The organism is Pseudomonas sp. 20-5, assembly GCF_056782835.1.
Window position 1 is genome coordinate 3121195 of record NZ_CM165584.1, and the last position, 13961, is coordinate 3135155.

Here is a 13961-nt window from a genome sequence, read left to right on the forward strand (position 1 = left end):
TCCAGGCCCACATAAGACAAAAAGGTTCCCGGTTGATTCTCGACCGCAGAGCCATGCATCACACGCCGGAGCCGTTGGTTCGCCCTGCGCGTGAATTCCTCCACTGCCGTTCAACAACGACAAAAATCGAGCAAGAGGTACGTATGGAATTCAAGTTCTTACTCCCCGCCAAAGTCGTGATGGGACCCGGCCTGCGCGAGCGCACCGGCGAATACCTGCGGGAACTCGGCATGGCGCATGTGCTGATCGTGACGGACGCCGGGGTAAAGGCCGCAGGCCTGTTGAATGGCGTGTATGCCAGCCTGAATGAGTGGGAGATCGCGTTCGACGAGATATCGGAGGTCAAGGCAAACCCTCGCAGCGAAGACATCAACCAGGCGGCGCAGCTGTATCGCGGCAAAGGTATCCAAGGCCTGCTGGCCATCGGCGGCGGCAGCGCGATGGACGCGGCCAAGGCGATCAGCCTGCTGCTGACCCACGAGGGTCGGATCGAAGACTACGAGGGCTCTTTCACCCTCAGGCACGCCATCCCGCCTATCGTCGCCATCCCGACCACCGCCGGAACCGGCAGCGAAGTGACCTGTTTCTCGGTGATCACCGATACCGCCCGGCATTTCAAGATGAGCGTCCAGGACTACCGGGTGGGCCCCGTTCTGGCATTGCTCGACTCCCGCATTCTCGACACGCTGCCTGCATCGATTGCCGCCGCAACCGGCATGGATGCCCTCACCCACGCCATCGAAGCCTACACCTGCCGTGTGTCGAATCCGATCAGCGACGGGCTGGCGCTGCATGCCATCCGCCTGATCAGCCAATACCTCAGGCCCGCCGTACTGGAGCCGGGCAACCTGCATGCACGCGAGCAAATGCTGGTGGCCAGCCTGATCGCCGGCATGGCCTTCGGTAACGCGGACGTCGGCAGCGTGCACTGCATTTCCGAAGCCATCGGAGGCATGTACGACACGCCACACGGCGTGGGCAACGCGATCTTCCTGCCCTTCGTGTTCGGCCATAACCGTGACGCCGACATCACCCGCCACGCGCAGGTCGCCTATGCACTGGGTATCGACCCCAACCTCTCGCCGGCCGAGGCCGCCGAGGCCGCTGTCGGCTACCTGTTCCAGATGAGCAAGGACCTGGGCATCCCCCGCTTCGCCGAGGTGAAAGGCGTGCGCGAGGAAGACTTCCTGAGCATCGCCGAAAAGTCGAAGAAGAATTTCTCCGACGGCAGCAATGCCAAGCAAATGACGGTGGAAACCTACCGTGAAATCGTCGCCGCCGCTTACCACTACGTAGCGTGAAGGAGGCCAGTCATGAGCGAATCAATCGCCGGCGCTTCATTGAAGCGCACGCTGGGTCCGTTTTCCGTTCTGCTGTTCGGTCTGGCGTTCCTCGCTCCGTTGATCGTGTTCGGCACCTATGGCGTGATCACGCAGGCCAGCGGCAACACCACGGCGATGGCCTACCTGATCGCGGCAATCGGCGTGGTGTTCACGGCCTTGAGCTATGGCCGGCTGGTCAGGGTGTTCCCGGTCGCCGGTTCGGCCTACACCTATACTCGCAAGATGCTGAGCGCGAACCTCGGCTTCATGGTGGGCTGGGCCGCCCTGCTCGATTACTTCTTCATCCCGATGCTGATCTGGCTGCTCGGCGCCAGCTACCTCAACATGGCCTTTCCAGAGGTGCCGCAATGGGTGTGGATCATCGGCTTCATCGTCTCCACCTCGCTGCTTAATATCCTGGGCATCCAGGTCGCCAACCGCTTCAACGTGCTGTTGATGGTCGCGCAACTGGCCATCATCGTCGTGTTCATCGGCCTGTGCGTGCACTACATCGTCGCGGCCAACGGCCCTGGCGGGCTGCTGTCGGCCAAGCCGTTCTTCAACCCGGACGTGTCCTTCGCCACCAGCATGGCCGGCGCTGCCATTGCCGCGTACTCGTTCCTGGGCTTCGACGCGCTGTCCACGCTCAGCGAGGAGACCCGCGACCCGGGCCGGACACTGCCGCGCGCGATCCTGCTGGTCGCATTGATCGGCGGTTCGGTCTACGTCGGCTCGTCGTACTTCATGTACCTGGCGCACCCCTCCCCCGCCTTCGAGCATGTGGACGGCGCCGCCTTCGAGATCGCCCGCATGATCGGCGGCGACCTGTTCTTCGCCGTGGTCCTGGCGGGGATCATCATCGCCCACTTCGCCGCAGGCATGTCGTTCCAGGCCAGCGTGGGCCGGCTGCTGTACGCCCTGGGGCGGGACAACCAACTGCCGCGCAAGCTGTTCGGTGTCCTGCATCCTCGCTACAAGACCCCGGCCTTCAACATTCTGCTCTGCGGCATTTTCGGCTGCGCGGGTTTTGCCCTGACGATCGCCACCGCGACGTCCCTGGTCAATTTCGGCGCGTTTCTCGCCTTCAGCGCAGTCAACCTTTGCGCGTTGCGGCTCTCCTTCGATACCCGCCTCGGAGACGGGGCGGGCTTGTTGCGCGGGGTGCTCTGCCCGCTCGTTGGCCTGGTCACGGCCGGGTGGATGCTGGTCAGCCTGGATAAAGACGCGCTGATCATGGGCTGTAGCTGGCTGGGCCTGGGGGCGGTCTATCTCGCTTGCCGGACCAGCTTCTTCCGCAACCCGGTGCCCGACGCGCTGGCGTAGTGACCACCCTTCTATCGAACGCTCTGACAACAACCACAAGGCCGGCTTCGAGCCTGCCCTTCAATGGCGAGAATCGATATGCAAACCAAACTTCTGATCAATGGTGCTCTGGTGGCCGGCGAAGGCGAGAGCCACGCGGTGTACAACCCGTCCCAGGGCAACGTCCTGGTGCGAATTACCGAGGCCAGCGGTGCCCAGGTCCATGCCGCGGTGCAGAGCGCGGATGCGGCCTTCGACGCCTGGTCGCAAACGCCGCCCAAGGATCGCGCGGCCCTGCTGCTCAAGCTCGCCGAGCGCATCGATGCCCAGGCGCACGTGTTCGCTCGCCTGGAGGCGGACAACTGCGGCAAGCCTTTCAACGCCGTGCTGCTGGACGAACTGCCCGCCGTATCGGACGTGTTCCGTTTCTTCGCCGGCGCCGTACGCTGCCTGCAGGGCTCGGCGGCGGGAGAGTACGTCGCGGGGCATACCTCGATGATCCGCCGCGACGCGGTGGGCGTGGTCGCCTCCATCGCGCCGTGGAACTATCCGTTGTTGATGGCAGCGTGGAAACTCGGCCCGGCATTGGCCGGCGGCAACACCGTGGTGCTGAAACCGTCGGAGCACACGCCGCTGAGTACCTTGAAACTGGGCGAGCTGCTTGCCGAGATCTTCCCCGCCGGCGTGGTCAACATCGTCCACGGTCGAGGTGCCTCGGTGGGTGAGCCGCTGACCAGCCATGCCCAGGTGCGCATGGTGTCGCTGACCGGCTCCGTGCGCACCGGCAGCCGGATCATCGAAGGTACGGCCGAGAGCGTGAAACGCATGCACATGGAGTTGGGGGGCAAGGCTCCTGTACTGATCTTCGACGATGCCGACATCGATGCCGCCGTCGAAGGCATCCGCGCCTTCGGCTTCTACAACGCCGGCCAGGACTGTACCGCCGCGTGCCGCCTCTATGTGCAGAAAGGGGTCTACCAGGAGTTCGTTCGCAAGCTCGGCGAGGCCGTATCCAGCATCCGGTGCGGGCTGCCGGACGATCCGGCGACCGAGATGGGACCGCTGATCACCAAGGAGCATCTGGAGCGTGTCGAGGGGTTCGTGAACCGGGCCAGGGAGTTGCCGCACATCGAAGTGGTCACCGGCGGCAAGCGCGCCGAGGGTGCCGGCTTCTTCTTCGAGCCGACGGTCCTGGCCGGCGCTACGCAGGAGGATGAGGTGGTGCGCCGCGAGATCTTCGGCCCGGTGGTGACCGTCTCGCCGTTCGAGGATGAAGCCCAGGCGCTGGCTTGGGCGAACGACTCCGATTACGGCCTGGCGTCTTCGGTATGGACCGCCGATGTGGGGCGCGCTCATCGCCTGGCCGCCCGCCTGCAATACGGCTGCACCTGGGTCAACACCCACTTCATGCTGGTCAGCGAAATGCCCCACGGCGGGGTCAAGCTGTCCGGCTACGGCAAGGACCTGTCGATGTACGGCCTGGAAGACTACACCGTGGTGCGCCACGTGATGTTCAAGCACTGACCGCCCACACCCCGGACTACCCAGATCATTTTTCAAGAGGTTTGCATGAACAACATCGAGACGTTCGAAAGGCTCGAGTCCAACGTGCGGATGTACTGCCGCGACTTGCCCCTGGTGTTCGATACCGCCCAAGGCAGCAGGATCCGCGGCGAAGATGGCCGCGAATACCTGGACTTCTTCGCCGGCGCCGGCGCCCTGAACTATGGCCACAACGACCCGCGCATGCGCGATGCGCTGATCGCGTATCTGTCGGCCAACGGCGTGACCCACGCCCTCGACCTGCACACCACCACCAAGCGCCAGTTCCTGGAAGCGATCGAGCGCGACCTGTTCAAGCCACGCGGCTGGGACTACAAGGTCCAGTTCACCGGCCCGACCGGTGCCGACGCCGTCGAGGCGGCGTTGAAGCTGGCGCGCAAGGCGACCGGGCGTACCAAGGTCGTATCGTTCTACGGGGCTTACCACGGCATGACCGCCGGCGCCCTGGCCGTCACCGGCAACCGCACTCGCCGTGGCCCCGGGCTTTCCACCGACGTGGTGTTCGTGCCCTACGAAGACAGCCCCTATGGCGAATTCGACAGCATTGGCTTCCTCGAGCGCCTGGCCAACGACCAGGGCAGCGGCTCGGAGCTGCCGGCGGCGGTGATCGTCGAGTCGGTGCAGATCCAGGCCGGCGTCTACCCGGCTTCCAACCAATGGCTGCAACGCTTGCGCAAGTGGACCACCGACCACGGCGTGCTGCTTATCTGCGACGAGATCCAGGCCGGTTGCGGCCGCACCGGCGACTTCTTCGGCTTCGAGCGCTCCGGGGTGGTGCCGGACCTGATCACCTGCGCCAAATCGATCGGCGGCTTCGGCCTGCCGATGGCGATCGTGTTGCTTCGTGCCGGGCTGGATGTATGGCAACCGGGCGATCACATCGGCACCTTCCGCGGCAACCAGTTGGCGTTCCTGACCGCCCGCATCGCGCTCAGCTATTGGCACGATGAGCAGTTCCTGAAATTGCTGGCCGACAACTGCGCGGCCATGGAGCGCGCAGTTGCCGGCTTTGCGGAAATTCCAGGCGTCGCGTCCGCGCGTTGTCGCGGCATGATCGCCGGCATCGATTTCGGCCGCGGCAACGTCGAGGTCGCCAAGGACGCCCAGCAGCGCGTGCTGCAAGCGGGCGTGCTGGTCGACCGCTGCGGCCCGAATGGCGAAATCATCAAGCTGATGCCACCGCTGAACACTCCGACCGACCAACTCGAAGACGGCCTCAGGGCCTTCGGCGAATCGGTCGCGGCAGCGCTGGGCGAATAGCTGCCAGGGTCACCCTTCGGCCTGTGTTGAAGCGCAGGCCGGAGACCTGTTGGACATCAGCCAGAACAATAATCAGGAGACCTCGAGCGTGCGTGAACACAATGATGAAAGCTTCGAGTTCGAAGTGTCCGTGATCGGGCTCGGAGCCATGGGAACCATCATGGCCCAAGCGTTGCTCAGGCAAGGCAGGCGCGTGGCGATCTGGAACCGCTCACCCGGCAAGGCCGCGGCGCTCGTCGCCGCTGGCGCTCACCTGTGCGAGAGCGCCGAAGCCGCGCTGGCTGCAAGCCCGGCCACGATCTTCGTGCTCCTGGACAACCAGGCGACCCACGAGGTGCTCGGGATGCCAGGTGTGATGCAGGCGCTGGCCAACCGTACGATCGTCGATTACACGACCAACGCCCGGGACGAGGGCCTGGCGCTTCAGAGTCTCGTCAACCGCGCGGGCGGCCATTACGTCAAAGGGATGATCGTGGCCTACCCGCGCAACGTTGGTCGTCGCGAAAGCCACAGCATTCATACCGGTGATCCTGAGGCCTTCGAACGGCATCGGGCGCTGCTTGAGGGGCTTGCCGGTCATACGACGTTCCTCCCCTGGGACGAAGCATTGGCCTTCGCCACCGTGCTCCACGCGCATGCGTTTGCCGCGATGGTGGCTTTCTTCGAGGCCGTGGGGGCTGGTGTCCACTTCGGCCTGCCGCCTTCGAAGACCGCTCGGCTCATGCTCGACACGTCGCGCTTTTTCGTCGCCGATGCACTCGAGGAAGCGGTCCGTCGGCTGGAAGCGCAGGATTTCGCAGGCGATCAGGCGAGGCTCGATGTGCATGCCCAGGCCTTCGCCCATATCGCCGGAGCCCTGCACGCACAAGGGGCCTGGACGCCGGTCTTCGACGCGCTGTGCCAGGCCGTGCAACGCGCGGCAGCCATGGGCTATGGCGACCAGGACATCGTAGCCGTCACCCGCCTGTTCGCCCGCGAATGCGACACCGCAAGCGCGGCGGGACAGTGACTGCGCTGCGCTTCTAAGGTCCTCGTGGATAGCGCCCGAAGACAACAACTATAAAAAATCGCTGGAGAATCATATGCGCCGATTCGGTTTTCTACTGGCTGTCCTTGTACTGGTCATCTTCCTGAGTGCACTGTTTTCGAAGCCTTCCGTCGTCAACCGCGGGACGGCTCAGCGCATGGAGCACTACCCCACCGTCGGTATCGGAGACATCTTCCGGGGGCACTAGCCAGGCCTCGGGCGACAGACAGCCTCAAAGCCTGCCATGCGGTCGCTGCCACCCGTTCGACAGCGACCGTGTGCGCCTCAGTGGTCTATGGCTCCGCTGGCGCCAAGGCCGGTCTGGCCTCGTACGTATTGGTCGGCGAAGGCTGCCCTTTCCGCCATGGCCCGCTTGGTCCGGTCCAGGCGGGAAACGCCATACGCCACCAGGAACGCCAACGGCATGGAGAACAGCGCAGGCTGGGTATAGGGGAACAGCGGCTCGGCGAAGTGCAACACATCCACCCACACCAGCCTGGAGAAAACCACGAAGCCCATGGCGCTGAACAACCCGACGTAGCCACCGGCCAACGCGCCACGGGTGGTCAGCCCCGACCAGAACATCGACAGGAACAGCACCGGGAAGTTGGCCGAAGCGGCGATGCCAAAGGCCAGGGCGACCATGAAGGCCACGTTGATGTTCTCGAACACGATGCCCAGGGCTATCGCCACCAAGCCAAGGCCCAGGGTTGCCAGCTTGGTTACCCGCAGCTCCTGCGCCTCGCTGGCCGCGCCCTTCATGATCACCCGCGCATACAGGTCATGGGCGATGGCGGACGCCCCGGCCAGGGCCAGGCCTGACACCACGGCCAGGATGGTGGCGAAGGTCACGGCGGAGAGGAAGCCCAGCAGCAGGTTGCCTCCCACTGCCTGGGCCAGGTGCATGACCACCATGTTGCCCCCGCCCAGCAGCTTGCCTCCCGCTTCCCCGCCCTCGAAGAACCGGGGCTGCTGGCTGACGATCACGATCGACGCCAGGCCCAGCAGGAAAATGACATTGAAGAAGTAGCCGATGAACCCGGTGGCGTAGAGCACCGACTTGCGCGCCTCCCGGGCATCGCCGACGGTGAAGAAACGCATCAGGATGTGCGGCAGCCCGGCGGTGCCGAACACCAGCCCCAGGCTCAGCGATAGCGCGGTCAACGGGTCGGCCAGCAAGCCACCAGGGGCCAGCAGGCGTTCGCCCAGGGCATGGCTATCCATCGCCTGGCTGACCAGCCTGTCATAGCTGAAGTCGAATTCGCGCATCGCTAGGAACAGCACCAGCGAGCCGCCGACCAGCAGCAGGAATGCCTTGACGATCTGCACCCAGGTGGTTGCCACCATACCGCCGAAGGTCACATACAGCATCATCAGCGCACCGACGATCACCAGGGCGATCTGGTAGTCCAGGCCGAACAGCAGCCTGATCAACTGCCCGGCCCCGACCATCTGCGCCACCAGGTAGAAACACACCACGGTCAGCGATCCGATGGCGGCCATGGTGCGCACCTTGCCCTGGTCGAGACGGTACGAGGTGATGTCGGCGAAGGTGAAGCGGCCCAGGTTGCGCAGCCGCTCGGTCATCAATAGCAGCAGTACCGGCCAGCCCGCGAAGAAGGCGATGAGATAGATGTAGCCATCCATCCCGGAGCTGTAGATGAGCGCGGTGATTCCCAGCAGCGTGGAGGCGGACATGTAGTCGCCGGCCAGCGCCAGGCCGTTCTGCCAGCCCCGGATACCGCCACCGGCGCTATAGAAATCCGCCGTCGAATGGGTCCGTCGCGCCGCCCACCAGGTGATGCACAGGGTGAACAGCACGAACACCATGAACATGCCGATGGCATGCAGGTTGAGCGGCTGGCGCTGGCCAGCGTCCAACGCGGGCGAGGCCAACAGCAGGCCGGAGTGCAGCGACAACGCCAGGGGAAGGAGCTTCTTCATGCGCCCTGCTCCTCTTCCAGCCCAGCGACCAGAGCCTGGGTCAGGCGATCGAATTCGCCGTTGGCGCGGTACACATAGAGCGCCGACAAGGCACAGAAAAACACGAACAGGAACACGCCGGCCGCGACGCCGAAGGTCATGTTCGAGCCCTGCGCCAGACGCCTGGCAATCAGCTCGGGGCAGAACGATACCAGCGCGATGTAGCCGTGGAACGTGGCCAGGATCAGCAGGAGCAGGCTCAGGGTGAAACGGTTTCGGCGCGCCACCAGTTGCTGGAACCGGGCACTGGCGCGGATACGCGCGTATAGCAGGCTGGACATGGGACACCTCGGGCAACCTAGTTATTGTTATGGAATATGCGGGTGCGGCAGCGCCATCAGCGGCCGGCGTCGCCGGCCTCCTCCTCCTGCCGGGCCCACTCGCGCAGGACGAACTTCTGGATCTTGCCGGTGGCGGTCTTGGGCAGTTCGGTAAGCGTCACATGCCGCGGTGCCTTGAAGTGCGCCAGGCGCTCGCGGCACCAGCGGACCAGATCGTCACCCGTGGTTCTGGGTAAGGCATCCGCCCGCAAGGCGACGAACGCGTGGGGTGTCTCGCCCCAGCGCGAATCCGGGCGCGCCACCACCGCGGCCTCGACCACCTCGGGGTGCTGGTAGAGCACTTCCTCGATCTCCAGCGAGCTGATGTTCTCGCCGCCGGAAATGATGATGTCCTTGGCCCGGTCCTTGATTTCCACGTAGCCGTCCGGATGCAGCACGGCCAGGTCGCCGGTGTGCAGCCAGCCGTCGGCCAACGCGGCACGGGTGGCCTCGGGGTTGTGCAGGTAGCCTTTCATCACGGTGTTGCCCCGCACTACCAGTTCGCCAAGGGTGCGGCCGTCGGCCGGGACCGGACGGCCGGTGTCGGTATCCAGCACCGTGGCCTCCTCGAGCATCGGGTGGGCGACGCCCTGGCGGCTCATGAACTGGGCCCGGGCCTCCAGCGGCAATTCGTCGACCCCCGGCTGCCACAGGCACAGGGTGCTGGGGCCGTAGCTTTCGGTCATGCCGTAGGCGTGGGTGATGCTGAAGCCGCGTGCTTCCATGGCGGCGATGACCGCGCTGGGCGGCGCGGCGCCGCCGGTGATCACCGATACCGGCACGGCAGGGACGCTGGCATGCTCGGCATGGATCAGCATCGACATCACCACCGGCGCGGCGCTCAGGTGGGTCACCGCATGCTCGGCAATGGCGGCGTGGATCGCATCTGGCTGGACCTTGCGCAGGCATACGTGCGTGCCACCGGACAGCGTCACCGCCCAGGTATGGCTCCAGCCGTTGCAGTGGAACATCGGCAAGGTCCACAGGTAGACGCTGCGCGGCCCCAACTGGAAGATCAGCGCGCCGGCGCAGGCGTTGAGGTAGGCGCCGCGGTGATGCAGGACCACGCCCTTGGGATCCCCCGTGGTGCCGGAGGTGTAGTTGATGGCGATCGACTGCCATTCGTTCTGCGGCGCACTCAGCGGCCGCCCCGGGTCGCCCTGGGCCAGAAACGCCTCATAGTCCAGGTCGTGGGCGAGGTCGGCGCGCTCGGCCTGATCATCGTCGATGCCCACCAGCAAGGGCGGCGCATCGAGCATGGCCAGCGCCTGCTGGGCCACGGCACCGAACTCACGGTCGCAGATCAGCACCCTGGCCGCGCAGTGGCGCAGGATGAAGGCGATGCTGCGTGCCTCCAGGCGAATGTTGATGCATACCAGCACCGCCCCGGCACCGGGTACGCCATAGTGGGCCTCGAGCATTTCCGGGATATTCGGCGCCAGTATCGCCACCCGCTCGCCCGCTTGTACGCCGACCCGCTCCAGGGCACTGGCCAGGGCGCAACTGCGCTCGTGCAACTGGCGGTAGCTGTAGCGCCTTGCGCCATAGACCACCGCATCGCGCTGCGGGTACACCTGCGCGGCACGCTTGAGGAACGACAGCGGCGACAGCGGGACATGGTTGGCTTCGTTGGGAGCAAGCTCGTGCTCGAGGGTCGGAACCATCATGGCAGCCACCTCATCGACACATTGCTCGGGTCTTGCACGCACATACATACCTCCTGTTCTTGTTGTTATTGCGCCAGGGCGCGTTACAGGCTGCTGCACAGGTGGCCGCCATCGACCACGATCTCGGCGCCGCTCATGGCCCGCCCGGCATCGCTGGCGAGCAGCAGCAAGGCGCCGTCCAGGTCCGCCGGCACGCTGAAGCGGCGGCTGGGGATACGCGAGCGCAACTTGTCGCCGGCCTCGCTGGCCAGGAAGGCCTCGTTCAGGTCGGTCATCACGTAGCCGGGCGCCAGGGCGTTCACCCGGATGCCATGGCGCGCCAACTCCAGCGCCATGGCGCGGGTCAGGTGGGCCAGGCCGGCCTTGGCCGCCAGGTAGGGGCCGACGGCGCCGGCCACACGGCTGGCGAGGATCGAAGTGACATTGATCAGGCTGCCGCCCTTCCCCGCCGCGACCATGCGCCTGGCGCTTTCCTGGGCCACCGCCCAGGCGCCCTTGAGGTTGGTGTCGAGCACGCGGTCCCAGCTTTGATCGTCGCAGGCCAGCAAGGGCTGGCTGTCGCTCACCCCCGCATTGTTGACCAGCACATCCAGCGGGCCGGCGGCATCGAGCACCCGGCAGATATCCTCACGGCAGGTCACATCGAGGGCAAAGGCCTGCGCCCGCCCTCCCGCCACCTCGATGGCCTCCACCAGTGCCTGCAGCGGCGCCTGGCGCCTGGCAGTCACCACCACCTCGGCGCCTGCGGCGGCCAGGGTCATGGCGAAGTGGCGGCCCAGGCCGCTGGAGGCTCCGGTCACCAGGGCGCGGCGCCCGTCGAGGGCGAACAGTCGGGTCAGGTTCGGCTGCATCAGCGGGCCTCCAGGCGCTGGTCGAGCAGTTTCTTCGCCAGGCTCATGCGGTGCACCTCGCTCGGGCCGTCATAGATGCGGAACGGGCGAATGTCGCGGAAGATCCGCTCCACCACGGTGTCTCCGGTCACCCCGCGCCCGCCCAGTACCTGGACGCAACGATCGACCACCCGCCACAACGCCTCGGCGCTGATCACCTTGGCCATGCTGGAGTCGACATTGGCCCGCCGGCCCTGGTCGAGCACCCAGGCGCAGTGCCACACCGCCAGGCGCACCACGTGCAGGTCCATCATGTTGTCGGCCAGCATGAAGCCCACACCCTGGTGCTCGCCCAGCGGCTTGCCGAAGGCGTCGCGGGTGCGCGCATAGTCGCAGGCGATGTCGTGGGCGCGACGCGCGGCGCCCAGCCAGCGCATGCAGTGGGTGAGCCGCGCCGGCGCCAGGCGCACCTGGGCATACCGGAACCCCTTGCCGATCTCGCCGAGCACATCGCTCGCCGGAATACGCAGGTTGTCGAAACGCAGCTGCCCGTGGCCACCGGTGAAGCAGCTGTCCAGCGAGTCCAGCTGACGCTCATGGATGATGCCGTCGCGTTTCATGTCGGTCAGGAACATGGTCGCCGTACCATCCTCCATGCGCGCCATGACGATGCCGAAGTCGGCGCCTTCTGCGCCGGTGATCAGCCACTTGCGGCCATTGATCAGGTAGTCGTCGCCATCGCGGGTGGCGGTGGTGCGCAGCATCGAGGGGTCCGAGCCGGAGCCTGGCGCAGGCTCGGTCATGGCGAAGCAGGAACGGGCATGGCCCTGGACCAGCGGGCGCAACCAGCGGTCTTTCTGCGCCTCGGTGGCGACCACGTCCATCAGGTGGATGTTGCCTTCGTCCGGGGCATGGATGTTCAGCGCCACCGGGCCCAGCGGCGAGTAGCCGGCCTCTTCGAAGACGATCGCCTTGGCCACGTGGCTCAGCGCCAGGCCACCCATTTCGCGGCTGGCGTGGGGCGTCAGCAAGCCGGCCGCGCGGGCGCGGGCCACCAGATCCTGGCGCAGGGCGTCGCTGGGGCCGTGGCTGTCCTGGCGGGGGTCGTTCTCGAGCGGGATGACCTGTTCGGCGATGAAGTCTCGGGTCTTGGCCTGCAAGGCGAGCAGTTCGTCCGGGAGGGTGAAGTTCATGGTTGTCCTTCTGGGTGCTTGTCTGTCGGGAATGAGATGGCTGACGCCGTTCAGGGCAAGGCCTTGGGATTGCTGATGGCCAATCGGGCGAGGGTGACCTGGCGCAATGTCTCGAGCAGGGTTCTATGGTTTTGCGGGGCGTCATGGCTGCCCAGGCGAATGGCCCGTGCCAGTTGGCGGCGCAGGTCGGGCAAGGCTGCGGGCGCCTCGTCGACCAAGGCGGCCAGACGTGTCCGCTCCTGGTCCTCGGCCAGAGCCCCCAGGCGGCTTTCGCGGGCTGCGATGGCCATGGCATTGGCGATCATCAGGGCCGGGTAACGCAGCTCGCCGGGCAGCGCTGGCAGCAGTTGCTCCAGAAGCGTCGAGCGAGCGATGTCGAGCAGTTCATGGGCATCGGGCTGGGTCATGGCGCTTCGGCTCCGGTCATGTGCAGGATGTCGAGCTCAAGCTCCGGCAGCAGTCGTGCGGTCAGTGCCAGCTCAATGGACGGCTCTTCGCCGGACAGGTGGCGCTGGCCTTGCTGCAGGGCGATCACCGCCCAGCGCAGGGTGGCCATGACCTGCCAGTAGTGCAGTTGGCTGCGCTCGATACGCAGCGGAGACACCTCGTGGTAGCCCCCCAGGAAGTCCTCCAGTTGGCCGATACCGCCGGCCTCGAGGTCTGGGCGGGTGAAGCGCCAGCAGCGGGCGGTGAACCAGCCGAGGTCTTCGCACGGGTCGCCCCAGCCGGTGAACTCCCAGTCGAGTACGGCTTCGAGTCCCTGTTCGCTGGCCAGGTAGTTGCCGGTGCGGTAGTCACGGTGCAACAGACACAGGATGCTGTTGCGCGGTGCGTGCAGCTCGCACCAGCGCAGGCCCCACTCCAGCACCGGATAGGCATCGGCGAGGGTGTTGAGGTAGTGGCGATAGGCGTCGATGGTCGCCAAGGCCGGTGAGCGGGTTGGCATCGGCAGGAAATCCAGCGCGGCGCACGGCGGGCGAACCTGATGCAGGCGCGCCAGGTTGGCGCCAAGCTGCGCCGCCAGCTGCGCCCGGCCCTGGGTGCCGGCGCCAGCGCTGAGCAAGCGACCGGCGGCGACACCCGGCACGTACTCCATCAGGAAGAACACCCGCCCATGCACGCGCATATCGCGGCACAGCCACAGCGGGCGCGGTACTTTCACACCGGCCTGATGAACCACTTGCAGCACCGCGAACTCCTGTTCTCGGTCAAGGCTGGCGGGTAGCGCGGAAAGCGCATCGCTGCGCAGCACCCAACGCCGGGCGCCAGCCCAGGGGCCGCCTTCGATCAGCAGGTCCAGCAGCCAGTTTTCCTGGATGGCGCCGCCGCTCAGGCGCTGGCGTGCCTGGATGACCAACCGCTTAGCTGCGGCGTGCTCGCGGATGAACTCGACCAGTGGCTGGTCGTCCGGGGCCACGAATGTCTCGCCGTCCCGTACGGTCGTAGGAGGAGTGCTCATGGGGTTGTAGGGCCTGCCTGTAGTCATGTTGTCAG

General features: G+C 65.9%; 12 protein-coding genes. 5 read left to right on the plus strand and 7 right to left on the minus strand.

The window, feature by feature from the left end:
- Positions 1-143: 143 nt before the first annotated feature.
- The 5 genes from AC1RB9_RS14320 (at position 144) to AC1RB9_RS14340 (ending at position 6456) form a co-directional block, all read left to right on the plus strand.
- Positions 144-1301 carry an iron-containing alcohol dehydrogenase gene (locus AC1RB9_RS14320; protein ID WP_003122775.1) on the plus strand — a complete coding sequence of 386 codons (1158 nt, stop codon included), beginning with the start codon at positions 144-146 and terminating at the stop codon, positions 1299-1301.
- 12 nt (positions 1302-1313) lie between these two features.
- Entirely contained in the window at positions 1314-2645 is a 1332-nt protein-coding gene (locus AC1RB9_RS14325) for an APC family permease (protein WP_003122776.1), read from the plus strand.
- A 78-nt stretch (positions 2646-2723) separates the two neighbouring features.
- Entirely contained in the window at positions 2724-4148 is a 1425-nt protein-coding gene (locus AC1RB9_RS14330) for a gamma-aminobutyraldehyde dehydrogenase (protein WP_003122777.1), read from the plus strand.
- Positions 4149-4193: 45 nt separating this feature from the next.
- Positions 4194-5447, plus strand: coding sequence for an aspartate aminotransferase family protein (locus AC1RB9_RS14335; protein ID WP_003089166.1), 1254 nt, complete (start codon positions 4194-4196; stop codon positions 5445-5447).
- 88 nt (positions 5448-5535) lie between these two features.
- On the plus strand, positions 5536-6456 hold the full coding sequence (locus AC1RB9_RS14340) for an NAD(P)-dependent oxidoreductase (protein ID WP_003122778.1): 921 nt from the start codon (positions 5536-5538) through the stop codon (positions 6454-6456).
- A 303-nt stretch (positions 6457-6759) separates the two neighbouring features.
- Here AC1RB9_RS14340 and AC1RB9_RS14345 read toward each other — a convergent pair whose 3' ends face one another.
- The 7 genes from AC1RB9_RS14345 to AC1RB9_RS14375 form a co-directional block, all read right to left on the minus strand.
- Positions 6760-8418 carry a cation acetate symporter gene (locus AC1RB9_RS14345; protein WP_003158805.1) on the minus strand — a complete coding sequence of 553 codons (1659 nt, stop codon included), beginning with the start codon at positions 8416-8418 and terminating at the stop codon, positions 6760-6762.
- Positions 8415-8738, minus strand: coding sequence for a DUF485 domain-containing protein (locus tag AC1RB9_RS14350; protein WP_003089157.1), 324 nt, complete (start codon positions 8736-8738; stop codon positions 8415-8417). Before AC1RB9_RS14350 ends, AC1RB9_RS14345 begins: the two co-directional genes overlap by 4 nt.
- A gap of 56 nt (positions 8739-8794) precedes the next feature.
- Positions 8795-10441 carry an acyl-CoA synthetase gene (locus AC1RB9_RS14355; protein WP_011666659.1) on the minus strand — a complete coding sequence of 549 codons (1647 nt, stop codon included), beginning with the start codon at positions 10439-10441 and terminating at the stop codon, positions 8795-8797.
- A gap of 86 nt (positions 10442-10527) precedes the next feature.
- Entirely contained in the window at positions 10528-11295 is a 768-nt protein-coding gene (locus AC1RB9_RS14360; RefSeq protein ID WP_003123438.1) for an SDR family NAD(P)-dependent oxidoreductase, read from the minus strand.
- Positions 11295-12467, minus strand: coding sequence for an acyl-CoA dehydrogenase family protein (locus tag AC1RB9_RS14365; protein WP_003123439.1), 1173 nt, complete (start codon positions 12465-12467; stop codon positions 11295-11297). The genes AC1RB9_RS14360 and AC1RB9_RS14365 overlap by 1 nt, the downstream gene beginning before the upstream one ends.
- A gap of 50 nt (positions 12468-12517) precedes the next feature.
- Positions 12518-12874 (minus strand): DUF6285 domain-containing protein, encoded by a 357-nt coding sequence (locus AC1RB9_RS14370; protein ID WP_003162814.1) that lies wholly within the window; start codon positions 12872-12874, stop codon positions 12518-12520.
- Entirely contained in the window at positions 12871-13884 is a 1014-nt protein-coding gene (locus tag AC1RB9_RS14375; RefSeq protein WP_003162813.1) for a phosphotransferase family protein, read from the minus strand. The genes AC1RB9_RS14370 and AC1RB9_RS14375 overlap by 4 nt, the downstream gene beginning before the upstream one ends.
- Between the last annotated feature and the right edge of the window lie 77 nt (positions 13885-13961).